16 protein-coding genes are annotated in these 15,467 nt (G+C 57.9%); 12 read left to right on the top strand and 4 right to left on the bottom strand.

The annotated features are described in order from the left end of the window. Positions 1 to 6 precede the first annotated feature (6 nt). Positions 7 to 222 carry a DNA gyrase inhibitor YacG gene (locus VMU57_RS01945; RefSeq protein ID WP_325380249.1) on the top strand — a complete coding sequence of 72 codons (216 nt, stop codon included), beginning with the start codon at positions 7 to 9 and terminating at the stop codon, positions 220 to 222. Between the two features lie 172 nt (positions 223 to 394). Beyond that, the gene (locus VMU57_RS01940) at positions 395 to 775 is read left to right on the top strand and encodes a glyoxalase superfamily protein (protein WP_325380247.1); all 381 of its coding nucleotides are present in this window, start codon (positions 395 to 397) and stop codon (positions 773 to 775) included. 157 nt (positions 776 to 932) lie between these two features. Here VMU57_RS01940 and VMU57_RS01935 read toward each other — a convergent pair whose 3' ends face one another. Beyond that, positions 933 to 1,781 carry a TIGR03435 family protein gene (locus VMU57_RS01935; protein WP_325380287.1) on the bottom strand — a complete coding sequence of 283 codons (849 nt, stop codon included), beginning with the start codon at positions 1,779 to 1,781 and terminating at the stop codon, positions 933 to 935. Between the two features lie 378 nt (positions 1,782 to 2,159). Between VMU57_RS01935 and VMU57_RS01930 the strand changes: the two genes are divergently transcribed. The 5 genes from VMU57_RS01930 (at position 2,160) to VMU57_RS01910 (ending at position 7,687) form a co-directional block, all read left to right on the top strand. Continuing rightward, complete coding sequence (locus VMU57_RS01930; RefSeq protein ID WP_325380245.1) at positions 2,160 to 2,669, top strand: phosphatidylglycerophosphatase A; 510 nt, start codon at positions 2,160 to 2,162, stop codon at positions 2,667 to 2,669. Positions 2,670 to 2,709: 40 nt separating this feature from the next. Next, positions 2,710 to 3,762: a gluconolaconase gene (locus VMU57_RS01925; protein ID WP_325380243.1), complete on the top strand. Its 1,053-nt coding sequence runs from the start codon at positions 2,710 to 2,712 to the stop codon at positions 3,760 to 3,762. A gap of 145 nt (positions 3,763 to 3,907) precedes the next feature. Continuing rightward, positions 3,908 to 5,227 carry a Gfo/Idh/MocA family oxidoreductase gene (locus VMU57_RS01920; RefSeq protein ID WP_325380241.1) on the top strand — a complete coding sequence of 440 codons (1,320 nt, stop codon included), beginning with the start codon at positions 3,908 to 3,910 and terminating at the stop codon, positions 5,225 to 5,227. 148 nt (positions 5,228 to 5,375) lie between these two features. Beyond that, on the top strand, positions 5,376 to 5,987 hold the full coding sequence (locus VMU57_RS01915; RefSeq protein ID WP_325380239.1) for a TetR/AcrR family transcriptional regulator: 612 nt from the start codon (positions 5,376 to 5,378) through the stop codon (positions 5,985 to 5,987). An 86-nt stretch (positions 5,988 to 6,073) separates the two neighbouring features. Beyond that, positions 6,074 to 7,687 (top strand): DHA2 family efflux MFS transporter permease subunit, encoded by a 1,614-nt coding sequence (locus VMU57_RS01910; RefSeq protein ID WP_325380237.1) that lies wholly within the window; start codon positions 6,074 to 6,076, stop codon positions 7,685 to 7,687. Between the two features lie 6 nt (positions 7,688 to 7,693). Here the strand turns inward: VMU57_RS01910 and VMU57_RS01905 are convergent, their stop codons facing one another. Both VMU57_RS01905 and VMU57_RS01900 read right to left on the bottom strand, forming a co-directional pair. Next, entirely contained in the window at positions 7,694 to 9,436 is a 1,743-nt protein-coding gene (locus VMU57_RS01905; protein ID WP_325380235.1) for a hypothetical protein, read from the bottom strand. Beyond that, complete coding sequence (locus VMU57_RS01900; protein ID WP_325380234.1) at positions 9,429 to 10,193, bottom strand: ABC transporter ATP-binding protein; 765 nt, start codon at positions 10,191 to 10,193, stop codon at positions 9,429 to 9,431. Before VMU57_RS01900 ends, VMU57_RS01905 begins: the two co-directional genes overlap by 8 nt. A gap of 185 nt (positions 10,194 to 10,378) precedes the next feature. Between VMU57_RS01900 and VMU57_RS01895 the strand changes: the two genes are divergently transcribed. From VMU57_RS01895 to VMU57_RS01875, 5 genes are all read left to right on the top strand, one after another. After that, positions 10,379 to 11,635, top strand: a complete 1,257-nt coding sequence (locus VMU57_RS01895; protein ID WP_325380232.1) for a competence/damage-inducible protein A — start codon at positions 10,379 to 10,381, stop codon at positions 11,633 to 11,635. 51 nt (positions 11,636 to 11,686) lie between these two features. Then, positions 11,687 to 12,298 carry a glycerol-3-phosphate 1-O-acyltransferase PlsY gene (gene plsY, locus VMU57_RS01890; RefSeq protein WP_325380230.1) on the top strand — a complete coding sequence of 204 codons (612 nt, stop codon included), beginning with the start codon at positions 11,687 to 11,689 and terminating at the stop codon, positions 12,296 to 12,298. Further along, entirely contained in the window at positions 12,295 to 13,287 is a 993-nt protein-coding gene (locus tag VMU57_RS01885; protein WP_325380228.1) for an NAD(P)H-dependent glycerol-3-phosphate dehydrogenase, read from the top strand. Before plsY ends, VMU57_RS01885 begins: the two co-directional genes overlap by 4 nt. A 27-nt stretch (positions 13,288 to 13,314) precedes the next feature. After that, a complete protein-coding gene (locus VMU57_RS01880) occupies positions 13,315 to 13,632 on the top strand; it encodes a hypothetical protein (protein ID WP_325380226.1) in 318 nt (105 codons plus the stop codon). 119 nt (positions 13,633 to 13,751) lie between these two features. Further along, entirely contained in the window at positions 13,752 to 14,708 is a 957-nt protein-coding gene (locus VMU57_RS01875) for a YXWGXW repeat-containing protein (protein WP_325380224.1), read from the top strand. Positions 14,709 to 14,953: 245 nt separating this feature from the next. Here the strand turns inward: VMU57_RS01875 and VMU57_RS01870 are convergent. Continuing rightward, positions 14,954 to 15,467 (bottom strand): UDP-N-acetylglucosamine--N-acetylmuramyl-(pentapeptide) pyrophosphoryl-undecaprenol N-acetylglucosamine transferase (locus VMU57_RS01870; protein ID WP_325380222.1); only part of this gene is annotated, 514 nt, incomplete at its 5' end.

Below are 15,467 nucleotides of genomic sequence, written 5' to 3'. Positions count from 1 at the left end.
TATGCCATGTCCAAAGCCCTCTTCTGCCCCATCTGTCGTAAAGTAGTCCTCGCCACCGACGAGTACTTCCCCTTCTGCTCCGACCGTTGCCGCATCCTCGACCTCGGCAAATGGGCCAGCGGCGATTACAAGATCTCCTCCCCCATCCAGGACCCCGACGACCTCGAAGAACTCGCCCGCGCCAACGCTCACCGCCATCCCAACTCCGGCGACGAAGAGTAAGTTGATCCAGATCGACTAGTACCAGCCTCCATCGCCACTCTGCTTGGTGTAAATCGTCAACGCACTCACAGGGAGAACTCACTTACTTCGGATAAGCCGACTTCACAGGACTGATCTGGGCAGTCTACGCGGCGACCAAGTATCCTATTGTCCTGCCATCCGGGAGAATGTCATGAAGATTGTTCCTGTGATCAAGTCTGGTGATTTAGAAAGATCCGTACAGTTTTATACGAGAATTCTCGACTTCGAGCGCAAGTGGCTCGGGCATCAAGATCGCGAGATGGCCAACGGAGTCATTGACCTAATTCGAGACGGAGCCGAGCTACAGCTCTCGCGTCATGCGGGAGACGGTGTCTTCGGTTCGATCAACCGCGTGTTTGTGGACGACGTTGACGAGCGTTATGTGACCTTTCGCACGCGGGGGCTAGACACGACATTGCGTCCAGAGTCTCCAATTCACACTGCGCCGGTTGATCAGACTTGGGGACTGCGTGAATTTGCGGTGACTGATCCAGACGGTAACGCTTTGTGCTTCTGTATGCCAATAAAATAAGCTTGCAGATGGCCCAACTCACACATAACCCTCTATTGGGCCTCGCTCTGAGCGATCGATAGCCATAAACGCCCTCATGTGGCTCACCTTGCACTGTGGACGGCACTAGTCCAACGAGACGACTACTCATCCATGTGAAAAGAATAGGCGCATCGCGCTAGTTCGGCGAAGGCCGCTCGATATGATCGATCACCAGGTTTTCTACCTGGTCCTTCTGCGACTCCAGCTTCAGCCCAAGCTGTGACTGCACCGCCGAAAAGACCGAAGCGCCGGAGTCATCCGCCCCCTCCGCTGCAGGCTGTCCTGGCTGGGCCATCTCCAGGTGAATATCGTATTTTCCGGTCAGCCCCGTCTTGTCCACCACCGGTCGGCCAGCAGGCCCGGACAGCAGCAACGCCAGTGTCCCCGTTGTTACCCCATACATATCGATGCGCCCCTGCCCCCGGAAAAAGAATCCGCTCCCGCCAGGAACCGCCGTCGCCTCTGGATGCTTTGCCCGAATCGCCTCCACCTCATCCGAGTCAGACGCCTTCAGCTTTGGCCCATTCTTCCCCACCACCAGCGCATAGATCGGCTTGTCCTTCCTCTCGCGATGCACCACCAGTTTGCATCGCTCCGCCAGCAGCGTCTGCATCATCGCGTGCAGCATCTCTTTCTGCTGCGCCGGGTCCCGCCACGCCTCCGCATCGGAGTCCGCGATCCGCGCATCGATGTTATACCGTTCCTGCTTCAGCCAGTTCGGCATACCCGCAATGCGGTCTTCCACCAGATACCCCAGCGGATTGCCCGTGGTGGGAACATACGCCGCACCCACTGCCACGTTCAGCGGACAGTTCGTCATATGAAATCCTCTCGGCGTAGGCAGCAACTGGTCCGGACTGCAGGTACCGATATTGCCCACATTCTGGCGAATGGAAGCCACGTCGAAAGCCATCGGTTTACCGACCGTTTGCGCACACCCCACCACCGGCGCAAACACCATCGCTGCGGCAGCCACCCACCCCATCGCAGCCAAACCCCTCGTCCTCAAACAAGTCCGCATGTTCCCCGATACGCATACTGCCTCCCAAAGGTTCTAAGGAACCTCTGATCAAGTCCGGTTTTGTTAAGGGCACGGCTTCAGCCGTGCCGTAAGTCTAATAAAATCGATAGGGCTTAGCCCCTGAGATTCGCCTATGGGAGTTAAATCAGAGCATCCCTGAAACGGGAAAAAGTGCGGGTTGTGATCCGACAAGACCCAAAGAATCAAGACTTTGCCAACAAAATAGAGACTTTTACGAGATTAGACAGACCTAACTCGCCTGGAATGAAGACTTTGGGTACTTCGTACAGGAGGGGGGGGGGTACTTCCAAAACACGACCGCTAAACTAAACTCAGAACGACATGGCCAACTCCAACATCCAACTTCATCCTCCCGCTGAAAAGAAAACCTTTTGGGCCTGGACGATCGGCACTTTCTTCGGAGCGGGCCTTCTCAAGCCTGGTCCCGGAACTTACGGTTCCATCGCCGCTGTCGTCCTCTGGTTCATCGCCGCCCATATCTTCCCTGTCAGCAGCCTTTGGCTCACTATCGGCACAATCATCGCAGCCATCGTCGTCACTCTGATCGGCATTCCAGCCGCGACCATTGTCGCCCGCGAATCCGGCCGCGAAGATCCCGGTCACGTCGTCATCGACGAGGTCGCTGGCCAGCTCATCGCCCTCATCGCCATTCCCGCCGATTGGCAACACGCCGCTCTGAGCCTCCTGCTCTTCCGCCTCTTCGACATCCTCAAGCCTCCACCGATTCGCCAGCTCGAACGCCTTCCCGAAGGAACCGGCATCATGCTCGACGATGTAGCCGCAGGCATTCTCGCCCTTATCGTCGCGCAAGTAGCGCACCTCTTCTTCTAGCCTTGCACTCCCCCATCGCAACGCATACCGTAAATACTCAATGAGCCTCTTCCATCCCCACGCCGACGCACCGCATCTCCATCTCGTCACTCCGCCTGCAGCGATGCCTGGAGGAGAAGCCGAGATTCACGGCAGCAATCTAGGCCCAGCCTCGCATATCGTTCCCAGCGCCACCATCGGCGACACCACCGCAGCAATCACGCTCAGCCGCCCGACACGCGCCACTGTCCGCATCCCCGACGGCACGATCACCGGAGACCTCGTCCTCCATCGCAACGGAGCCTCCAGCAATCCGCTGAACCTCCGCATCGCGGTGCCCATGGCTGAAAACCTGCATCCTGTGGCCAATCCCGCAGTCGATGCCGAAGGCAACGTCTACGCCACGCTCTCCGGCTCGCGCGGCCAGGAGACGCCCGTCTCCATCTTCCGCATCCAGCGCGACTTCCAGATGACGCCCTTCGTCCGTGGCCTGCTCAATCCCACCGGATTGGCCTTCTCTCCCGATGGATACCTCTACGCCAGTTCTCGCGCCGAAGGCACTGTCTACCGCATCTCTCCCGAAGGAGCGATCTCCACCTACGCCGAAGGCATGGGCATCGCCACCGGCATCGCCTTCGACCGTGACGGAAATCTCTTCGTCGGCGACCGCTCCGGAACCATCTTCAAGATCGCGCGCGGAGACGCTCACGGCAGCAGCGGCGAAATCTTCGTCTACGCTACGCTCGAGCCCAGCATCGCCGCCTATCACCTCGCCTTCAACGATGCCGGAACGCTCTTCGTCACCGGGCCTACGACCAGCAGTAATCAAGCCATCCACGCAATCGATCGCGACGGCAACACGACCGTCTTCTACCAAGGCCTTGGCCGCGCCCAGGGCATGGCCTTCGACGTTGACGACAATCTCTACGTAGCCGCCAGCCTGCACGGCCAGCGCGGAATCATCCGCATCACGCCACAGCGCGAGGCCAGCCTCGCCGTCTCCGGACAGAACCTCGTAGGTCTCGCCTTCCTTGAAGACGGCTGCGCCGCTCTGGCCACACGGGACGCCCTCTACCATGTGGCACTCGATATCGAAGGCCGTCCGCTCATCTAGCAAACCCTTCAAGCAAATACCCTTGCAGCCTCAATTAGTTTTTACTTTGAACCAAGCGCCCTTGCTCGTGTAAAGTTATCCCGCAACCGAATGACGCATGAAGCGGCCATCGTCTGCCAAAAGTGATAACTCCTAAGGAGGAGATGTGATCTCTCGACGTGAATTTCTCGATACCCTTGCAGTCGGAGCCGCGGGCCTCGCCGTCAGCTCTACCGCAAAAAGCTATGCCCAGATTCTTGGTGCCAATGACCGTGTCAACTTCGCCGTAATCGGCCTCCACAGCCGCGCTTATGCCCATCTTGCCTCACTCAAGGCAAACGAGAAGCACGCAAAGATCACCCACGTCTGCGACGTCGACAGCAACACCCTCCAGAAATTCGCCGGAGCCGTCCAGCAGAAGTTCGGCGAAGCACCTGCCGCCGACAAGGATTTCCGCAAGACGCTCGCTTCCAAGGATGTGGACGCCATCACCATCGCCACCCCCGATCACTGGCACACTCCCATGGCCATCCTCGGACTTCAGGCCGGCAAGCACGTTTACGTCGAGAAGCCCTGCAGCCACAACCCTGCCGAGGGCGCTCTGCTCGTCGAAGCCCAGCGCAAATATGGAAAAAAAGTCCAAATGGGCACACAACGGCGTTCTTCTCCCATCTATATCGATGTCGTCCAGAAAATTCACGAGGGTCTCGTCGGCCGCGCCTACTACGCCAAGGCCTGGTACAGCAATACCCGCAAGTCCATCGGCGTAGGCAAGCCGGCGCCCGTTCCCGCCGTTCTCGATTGGGACCTTTGGCAAGGCCCCGCTCCGCGCCAGCCCTATAAGGACAACGTCCAGCCTTACAACTGGCACTGGTTCAAGATCTGGGGCACCGGCGAGGCGCTCAACAACGGAACGCATGAAGTCGATGTATGCCGCTGGGCGCTCGGAGTCGATCTCCCCAACCGCATCACCGCATCGGGTGGACGCTACCAGTTCAAGGACGACTGGCAGTTCTACGACACGCTCGACACCAGTTTTGAATACGACGATAAGCTCATCTCGTGGCAAGACCAGAGCTGCAATGGAATGAAGCTCTACAACCGTGATCGTGGCGCAGTCATCGTCGGCACCACCGGCAGCGTCATCCTCGATCCCGCGGGCTATGAGGTCTTTGACCTCAACGGCAAGAAGATCAACGAGGTCGCAGAAGGCAAGGCAGCCGCCTCCTCAGACCTTACCGGGGCCGACAAAATGACCGACCTGCACTTCGCCAACTTCATTGCTGCCATCCAAACTGGAGAAAAACTTAACCAGCCCATCGACTCGGGCAACATCTCCGTCACCATGCTTCAACTCTCGAACATTGCATGGGAGATGAAGCGTGAGCTGCACCTCAACCCACAAAACGGCCACATTCTCAACGACGCTGAAGCGATGAAGCTATGGGGCCGCGAATATGAAAAGGGCTGGGCACCCCGCCTCTAACCTGCAGTAACGGCGCGGTCGCACCCCACGACCGCGCCACCCGGTATTTCCCCCTTTTCACAATGTGCTAACATTTAGAGACCGTTCGGTTCTAAACTCCGCCAGCAATCGTAACGTTGCGAACGAAGTTGGACGGTAAGGATCTTGCATGAGTAAAGGCGAAGAAACTCGGCTGCGGATCGTCGCTGAGGCCGCTCCGCTCTTCAACCAGCGCGGCTACGAAGGCTGTTCCATGCAGGACATCATGGACGCCACAGGCCTCGAAAAAGGTGGCATCTATCGCCACTTCGAAAGCAAGGAAGAGCTCGCGGCAGAGGCATTCGATTTCGCCTGGGCGATCGCTTTCAGCAAGCGCAGGCAAAATCTCGACTCCTTTCCCAATCCTGTCGATCGATTGAAACAGCACATCGCAAACTTCGTCTCGCGCTCAAGCTTTCCCGGCGGCTGCCCTCTTCTTAACACGGCAGTCGATTCCGACAATGGCAATCCTGTATTACGAGAAAAAGTCCGCAAGGCCCTGCGCGGCTGGCAATCCCTGCTGCAAGACATCCTCAAAGAGGGCATTCAAGACGGCTCCATCCGGGCTGATGTGGATGTCAATCAAGTTTCCAGCCTCATCATCGGTGGACTCGAGGGCGGCATGTTGATCAGCCGGATTGAACGCAACGATCAAGGGCTGCGCGCCGCTCTGGAACACCTTGATTCTTATCTCGAATCGCAAGTCCGCAAGACCTCCAAAGCCCCCTCTAAAAATCGCTAACGAATATTCGCGAATCCTAACCCTCCCCTTTGCCTCTAATAGAGACCAATCGGTTTCTTTTATTTGACTTTGCGTGAGAGGCAATCTTGGCAACCCTTACACTCCCCGCTCCACCTCAGATCGCCACCCGGCGCGCCATTAACCCCTGGGTGATTGCACTCACGGTCACGCTGGCGACCTTCATGGAGCTGCTCGACACCTCCATCGCAAACGTCTCGCTTCCCTACATTGCCGGTGGTCTGGGCCGCAGCTTCGACGAGGTGACATGGATCCTCACCACCTATCTCGTCGCCAACGCAGTCATCCTTCCCATGAGCGCGTGGTTCAGCCGCGTCTTCGGACGCAAGAACTATTACATGACCTGCGTCGCTCTCTTCACCGTGACGTCACTCTTCTGCGGCATTGCTCCTACGCTCGGCGTCATGCTCGTCAGCCGCGTGCTCCAGGGCATTGGCGGAGGCGGGCTGGCACCGGTCGAACAGGCCATCCTCGTCGATACGTTTCCACCAGCGCAACGCGCCTCGGCCTTCGCGCTCTACACCGTTGCCATCGTCACCGCACCGGCCATCGGGCCGGTCCTCGGAGGCTGGATCACCGACAACTTCAACTGGCGCTGGGTCTTCTTCATCAATATCCCCATCGGAGCGCTGTCCCTCTTCCTCACCAACCGCTTCGTACACGACCCGCCATCGTTCGCCGAGGAGCGCAAGTCAGTTCGCCGTAACGGCAAGCTTCGTGTCGACACCCTCGGCATCATTCTGATTGGCATAGGCTCTGCCGCACTCGAGATTGTGCTCGACCGCGGCCAGATCGACGACTGGTTCGGCAGCAGCTTCATCGCATGGACCTTCGCCATCGCGCTGATCTGCTGGTCGATCGCGATCTATTGGGAGCTGCAGCACGACGACCCCATCATTGATCTGCACCTGCTCGCCAACCGAAACTTCTTTATCGCCGCGACCCTTTATTTCATCTTCGGCTTCGGACTCTTTGCCAGCACGACCATGATTCCCCAGGTGCTGCAATCGCTCTACGGATATCGCGCCATCGATGCAGGCCTGGTCCTCGGACCGGGAGCTTTTGTCATCACACTGCTCGCTCCGGTCGGCGCTCAATTGATACAACGCGGCATCATCCATCCGCGCGTTCTGGTTGCGATCAGTCTCGTGATCGTCTCCGCCTCGATGCTCTACTATAGCGGCTTCACCTTGCAGACTGATTACAGTCACTATGCACTGGCGCGCGCCTTCCAGGGTCTAGGCTATGCCTTCTTCTTCGTTCCGGTCAGCGTCATCGCATACTCCCAGCTCAAGCCCAATCAGAACAACCGCGCCTCCAGTCTTACCAATCTTTTTCGGAATTGGGGTGGCAGCTTTGGCATCGCTTTCATCACTACCGTCAGCGAGCGCAGACAAAACTTCCATCAATCCGTGGTTGGAGCAAACCTGACTCCCAGCTCACCTGGTCTGCAGGAATATGTTCGCAGAACGGCGACCTATCTTGCGCAGCATGGCTATTCGCAGGCCGACTCCGTGAAAGCGGCTTACCTCTACTACTACTCTCAACTTGAACAGCAGACCCGGCTGCTGGGCTTTATGGACTGCTTCCGGATCATCGGCTGGATAACCCTGGCGATGGTGCCGCTCACCTTCCTCATCCGCCACTTCCATGTCAGCGGCAAACCCTCTGGTGGCCACTGATGCTCGTCACAAGGGCTGCGAAGAAGAGTCCGCAGCTGAGGAATGCGTAAGAGGCACGCCAACATTTTGCAACAGGTTCAAAGTAAACAGTTCAGGCGGGTATTCCTCTTCAAATATCAGCTCTCCGGCTGACTGCGCCGAGGCAATTGTGCGCCATCGAGCGCAGGCTGCGGTCAACGCAAGCACAGTAAGGATACCGATGAAAGCGATGGGTCGATGCAACATTCGCATTTCAAATCGTGCGGCGACAAGTGGTACCCACACGAGAAGGCAGCCCCAGAAGACGACGTGAACTTTTGATTGGCCCGGCAGATAAGAACAGGTGAACGGAAGTTTGTGAAAACCGTACAGGCTAAGCTCGACGACGATGATTCCTACAAGTGCGAGCAGCACAAGGTGCCCAGCTATCGGCCATGTTGGCCACCGAAGAAGAAAGAGAACGGCAAGGAACAGCCAGATTGGTATCGCAGCAAGCGCGAATAATGCCCGCCGGATCGCCGAGAGATAGGCGGGCACTCCGCGAATCTCGGTCATGCGAAAGATCCAGTTTGCCCGCAGCGTCAGTGGCATGGAAATGACAAGCCGAACTGCCATAATCGCGAAACACATTCCCCAGATACTAGCCACGGGAAACGAAACATTGACCGCGTCTCCGGCAGACCCATGGAGCAACTTCAATAGCTTAAGGGATGTTTTTAAATACGCCAGCACCATGGCGAATGCAGCGCCCAGATAGAAAGAGAGCAGCATCCGATGCTGTCGGCTGCGTAGCAGCGTCCGAATGCTGAACAACACGACGGAGGTTTGCAGCAGGTTTCCGAATCGCGCTGACAAGTTGACTCGGTGGGCACCTGGCACGATATCGGGAGTCTCAATGATCTTGCCCATCATGCGGAAATACGCCATCAGGACAGAGATCGCACCGCCGAAGATCGCAACCGCCAGCCCAACCCATGCGCGTCTCGCCAGCGGCGCAAACACTGGCAGCATCGATCCGTTGAGTTGCTGAAACAGCCCTAAAAACCAATAGGACGGCAGCCATGCGAGCATCCGCTGATTTTGCGCTGCAACCAGGGCCTTTGGTGTCTCCAGCGAAGGCTCGAGGATGTAAACGCTGATGAAGAGGAAGAATGCCGCTACCTGTAGCAGCGCCGACAAGCGCAGAAATTGACGGCGTGGCAGCAACTGCGAAGCGACTCCCTGTATTGCTAAAACACAGCCGAACATAAATGCCGCGGCGAGCACCATCGTGATCCAATAGGCCGCCAGCGAGTGAAACATGCCCAGATAGCCACCGCCGTTGGTTGCGGAGAACATCTTTGGCCACACAAGGCCTGAGATGCTATTCAAGGAAAGAATCGAGAGACTCAGCGCCGCGACCAACGCCGATACTTTGGCTCGGAACAGCGTACTCACACGTACAGGCAACGGAGCCAACACCAGAACATCGCGACGATCTGGAAAAATGGACTCCCAGCACAGCACCGAGAACAGGCCGACCACCAGCATCGTGGTCGCAATCAGAAAATGCTCCATCACCCACAGGAAGTCTGGTGAAAATCCTCCGCCGGCAAAGATCAACCAGAAGGTGAAGAGATAGCTGATTCCGGCAAACAGCGCGGCAAATTGACCGAGCATTCTTGTCGTATCCGCATTGGCCGACAACAACTCCAGATCGACCACGCGAAGAAGGAACGCCTTATAAAGAATGCGAAACTGGCGCTTCTCTATGTTGGGAGGTTTATGCATGGATGAGATCCGCGATCTGCTTCGAGATTGCCACCGTATCCTGTTCGACCGCGAGCTGAGAGAAGATGCCTTCCAGAGTCGGTAGCGACATCAGCGTCCGCAGCCGCTCAATGGAGTCGTCGGCCACGATTTTGCCGCGATGCAGAATCACAATATGCGAAGAGATCCGTTCCACCGTCTCCAGCTCATGTGAGCTGAAGAGCACGACTTTGCCTCGCCGGGCAAGCTCCTCGATCAAACTACGCAGTATCAAAGAAGAGCCGACATCGAGTCCGGAAAACGGCTCATCCAGCAGAACCAGATCGGGGTTATGCAGCAGCGCCGCTGCCAGCAGCACCTTCTGGCGCATCCCTTTCGAGTAAGCCGAGATTGCCACATGGCGGTCGTCGTAGAGCGCGAACAACCGCAGCAGCCCGTCGATTCGCTCGGTTGCGAGCTTCCGCCCCAGATTGCGCAGTTGCGCGACCATCACCAGATATTCAGCACCGCTCAGATGCGTATACAGGTACGGCTCTTCCGGAACGTACCCCATTCGCTGCTTATAGGCCATAAGGTCGTTGCGGATCGGTGCGCCGTCAAACAGAATCGATCCCGAGTTCGTCTCGATCAGACCGGTAATCATCTTCATCGTGGTGGATTTACCGGAGCCGTTTGGACCGAGATAGCCCGTTACCTCGCCAGCCCGGGCACAGAAGCTGACGTTCTCGACGGCCGGAATGCTGGAGTAGCGCTTGGAGACGTTTCGAACTTCGAGCATAGAGTTTACCTCCACCCTATGTAGCTCACTACTTATGCGATTGTCAAGCAATGATCGCTGCAATTACTTTTCTCATCGCGGCTGAGCGTTCAACTGCACGTCTTCAAATCAAGAAGGCGCAAACATTACCGGAAACCGCTAACATCCAAAGAGAAGGTTATCTCCACTCCGCAGTCCATCTAACTATGATCTCTGAAATTATTGCCGTCGGCTCCGAGATGCTCACGCCCCACCGACAGGACACCAACTCCCTGTACCTTACCGCTGGCCTCAACGACCTCGGCGTCGAAGTGGCCTTCAAGACTATCGTCGGCGATAACCTTCGACACCTCATCGCGGCCGCAAAGATAGCCATTGGTCGCGCTGACATCGTCGTCTTTTCCGGAGGCCTCGGTCCCACCGAAGACGACCTCACCCGCGAGGCCGCCGCTGCTGCTCTCGGCATCGAACTTCACCCCGACCCCGCTATCCTCACGGCGCTTTATAAACGGTTCGCCGCTCGGCAGATGGTCATGCCGCCGAACAACGCCAAGCAGGCCGACCTGCTCGATGGAGCGGTGCTGCTCGAAAACAAAAGCGGCAGCGCTCCCGGCCAATATCTCGACACCACCGTCAACGGCCATCGCAAGATCATCATTCTTCTCCCCGGCCCACCCAGCGAGCTAAAGCCTCTCTTCGATGAGGCCTGCAAACCCCGTCTCGCCGCTGCTCTTCCTCCACGCCATCTTGCGCGGCGAATGCTGCGCATGGCCCTGATTCCTGAATCACAGGTAGACGCCCGGACGGCACCGATCTACAAGCAGTACACCGACGTCGAAACCACCATCCTCGCGGGCCACGCCGAGATTCAACTCCACTTTCTCTCCGCCAAGCCAACGCTCGCGGAGGCTCAGGCTCGTGTTGACGAGCTCACCGAAAAAATTGAGCATGAGATGGACGACGCCATCTTCTCCTCTCACGGCGAAAGCCTCGAAGAGGTCGTGCTGCTGATGCTGGGCATGAGGCATCTCACCCTCGCCACCGCCGAAAGCTGCACCGGCGGCCTGCTGGCGCAGCGCCTGACCGCCGTGCCGAACAGCTCGAGCGCCTTCATCGGCGGCGCTGTCGTCTACACAGACGAACTCAAGTCTCTCTTTGCTGGAGTGTCCAAGGAGACCATCGACAGCAAAGGGACGGTCAGTGAAGAGGTGGCCCGGGAGCTCGCGGAGGGCATCCGCACACGCACGGGCGCGTCGATTGGCATCTCCATTACGGGGCTTGCCGGGCCCGCAGGCGGACTGTCCGGCCCCGACGCGGAGAAACCAGTTGGCCGCATCTACGTTGGCCTGTCCGACGAACGGCAATCTATAGTAAAGGAACTCAATCTGACCGGGGACCGGACACGGGTACGCTACTGGGCGACGCAACACGCCCTCGAACTCATTCGCCACCATCTGCTCTAAATGTGCCAAGCTATTTCATAACAATCACTTGATAAACTCTTTGAGAAGACAATGACCCCCTGGATCCTCTCCATCTCGCTGGCCTATCTCCTCGGCTCCATTCCCTTTGGCTATGTTCTGGTGAAGATCTTCCGCAAACAGGACATCCGCGCCACCGGCAGCGGCAATATCGGAGCCACGAATGTAGCCCGTTCGGGAGCAAAAGGCCTCGCGATTGCGACCCTTCTATTGGATCTGGGCAAAGCCTTCGTTGCGGTAAAAATTGCACAGCACATTCTGCCCGGCAACTGCGACCTTGCCGTGGCAGCTGCAGTCGCCGCTATCCTCGGCCATGTCTTTCCTGTCTGGCTGCGCTTCCATGGAGGCAAGGGCGTGGCGAGCGCTCTCGGCGTCTTCCTCGCGCTTACCTGGCCCAGCGCCCTGGCTACGCTCGTCGTCTTCGTCATCATCTTCGCGCTGACCCGCTACGTCTCACTCGCCTCGATCATCGCGGCTGCGGCCTTCCCTATCTTTGGCCTACACTTCGTCCCGTTCAGAACGCCCATGGTCATTGCGGGCTTCTTTTTTATCCCCTTGCTCATCATCGTCAAGCACCATCAGAACATCCGCCGCCTGATCTCGGGCACGGAGAGCCGCTTTGGCTCTCCCAAGGTGACAGCATGAGCCGGGTTGCGATCCTCGGTGCAGGCGCCTGGGGCACGGCTCTCGCGCTCTCGCTTGCCCGCCGCGGCGGCCACGAGATTGTTCTGTGGTCGCACTCTGCTCCGCTCGCCGAACAGCTTAACGATGTGGGAGAGAACCTTCCTTATCTTCCCGGCTTCACCCTTCCCGCCGACATCCAGGTCACCTCCGACCTTCCGGGCGCAATCTTCGAAGCCAATATTCTGCTCTGCGTCACCCCCTCACAACATCTTCGCGGCATTATCAGCCATATCGCTCCCCTGCTGACCCGCGACCAGATCATCCTGATTGCATCGAAGGGCCTCGAAGAAGCGACTTTCCTGCGCATGTCGCAGGTCGTCGCGTCCGTCACCGACAACCCCTGCGCAGTCCTGAGCGGGCCATCGTTTGCCCAGGAGGTGGCCCTCGGCTATCCCACTGCCATCGTCGCCGCTGCCACCACGTCCGCGCTCGCGCAAATTATCCAACGGGAGTTTTCGTCGCCTACGCTCCGCATCTACACCAACGATGACATCACTGGGGTCGAGCTGGGCGGCGCGCTGAAAAATGTCATCGCTCTCTCCTCCGGCGTCGTCCACGGCCTCAACCTCGGGCACAACTCTGCCGCCGCGCTCATCACCCGGGGCATTGCTGAGATTACCCGTCTCTCAGTCGCCTGCGGTGGTCGCCGCCAGACACTGGCGGGGCTTTCCGGCGTCGGCGACCTCATCCTCACCTGCACCGGCAACCTCTCCCGCAACCGCTCTGTAGGAATCGAACTGGGAAAAGGACGCCATCTTCCAGAAATTCTCTCGGGCCTGAACGGTAAAGTCGCTGAAGGTGTCCTGAGTACCACTGCCGCGCTGGGTCTGGCTGCTCGCTACGCTGTCGAAATGCCGATTACCGAACAGATGGACGCAATTCTTCACCACAACAAATCCCCAAAAGATGCGATTCGAGACCTCATGGCCCGTCCCGGACGCGACGAATAGCCGGAAATCCTGCCCTTGCGAAGATCCATGGCCCGTTCCGGCGGCATCTTATTTAGGATGAGCAATCCGAACGATCGTCCCGCCGACAGCCATCCGCCAGAAGATGACGGCAACTTCCTGCATGTAGTGATCTATGCGGGTATCTTCCTTGTCATTGGCCTCATCGTAGCCTTTGTCATCATCAAAGGGGTCGGAAGGCATCTTGTCCCCGGCAAGCACGATCCCCACCCAACCTCGCAACTCGTCATCCCGATCCCGACGACAAACGCTCCTGAAATGTCGCTCCGTCGCAACTCTGAATTACCATTCACAATTTCGCAACAAACTAGGAAAACCTGTGTCTAGTAGATTGAGAGTTTGACCTGGACGTTCTAACCAGGCTGACACTCGAAACCTGCTGTTCTCGAACTCCGGCGCAGTCTGGCACGATCCGGCAAAACGAAGAATGGGCGGGAAGGTAGATCATGAAGATCAATCGTCTTATCAAAAACTCGATCGGCACCATCGCTTTGGCAGGAGCGCTTCTGCTCGCTGCCCCTTCTCCGACCCACGCAGCCGTCTTTGTATCCGTAGGTATTGCTCCTCCTGAGATTCCTGTGTATGCGCAGCCCCCCATCCCCGGCGATGGCTATATCTGGACTCCCGGCTACTGGGCCTGGACCGGCGAAGGCTATGAGTGGGTCGATGGAGCCTGGGTTGAGCCGCCTTATGAGGATGCTCTCTGGACCCCTGGATACTGGGGCTACGGCGGTAGCGGTTACTTCTGGAATGCCGGATATTGGGGCCAGAGCATCGGTTATTATGGCGGCATCAATTATGGCTTCGGCTATTTCGGCACCGGCTTCTACGGCGGATACTGGAATCACGGCCGTTTCTGCTACAACCGCGGTTACAACAACTTCGGTGGCCGTCACTTCGGCAACGTCTATGATCACCCCGTTCGCGGCTTCAATGGCCGTCCCGGAGGTAACAGCTTTACGAGACACGTAGAGTCTCGTAACTTTGCCGGAAACCGTGGCGCCAACATCGGTGGCCGTAACTATGGAAACAATGGCAACCGTGGTTTTGTGTCCAATGGACAGCATGGCTTCGCCAATGGAAACCGCAACGGCTTTGGCAACAATCGTCAGGCCTACAACGGAGCGCGCTCGTTCAATCAGGCCAGTGCGCAACGCAGCTTCCAGGGCAATACGCAACGCAGCTTCTCACAGCAGAGCCAACGAAGCTATGCACGCCCAAGCCAAAGCTTCGGCGGACAGAGCCGTAGCATGTACAGCGCACCCCGTGGCAACTCCGGCGGCGGCGGCAGCTTCCGCGGCGGCGGAGGAGGCGGAGGCTTCCACGGCGGTGGCGGTGGCGGAGGCTTCCACGGAGGTGGCGGTGGTGGTTCGCACGGCGGTGGCGGCGGTGGCCATCGGTAACAGCTAACAATATGACGCGGGCTGAGGATCAACTCCTCAGCCCGTCTTCTTTTGCGAACGGTTCTCCAATCTGTTGAGAGACCGCCGTCGAAGTTATATGCTCCGATTGCCCGCACACCAAGAAACTCACGTCATCTCGACCGGAGGCGGCGCTTTTGCCGTCGCAGTGGAGAGACCCCTGTATTTTTTCTTGTTTGTGGCAGACCGACAAAACGCCTCGAATTAAACAGTTACTGAAAGCGTCCTCAGCCGTTTCGCTTCGCCAACTGCAAGACCATCTCACCAATCACCTTCACCGCAGCAGGATGCGCCAGAGCCCGTGCCCGCTCGCCCATCTCCTCCCGCACTGAATCATCCGCGAGCAGTTGCTGCAACTCTTCCAGCAGGTGCTCTTCGCTTAGCTCAGCTTCCACGATCATCTCCGCAGCCCCGGCAGCGACGAACGCATCCGCATTCTTCCGTTGATGATCATCGGCAGCCTGTGGAAACGGCACCAGGATTGACGCTCGCCCCGCCGCCGCCAGTTCGGCAATAGTGCTCGCGCCGCTTCGGCAGAGAATCAGGTCCGCAGCCGCAAACTGCGCAGCCATATCGTCCAGATACGGCGTAACCTTTACCCGATCAAGGCTCACTCCAACGCTGTGATAGATCGCCAATGTCGAATCTCCATGCCGTCCCCCGGTCTGATGCACGACATCGAGCGTCGGAAAGGAGCTCAAAAGCCGCTCCATGATCCGGGGCATACATTCGTTGAAAACG

It is taken from the genome of Edaphobacter sp. (assembly GCF_035532915.1).
In the GTDB taxonomy this organism is placed as follows: Bacteria; Acidobacteriota; Terriglobia; order Terriglobales; family Acidobacteriaceae; genus Edaphobacter.
The sequence above is the reverse complement of the archived record's forward strand: the minus strand, read 5'-3'. Positions and strand labels throughout refer to the sequence as shown.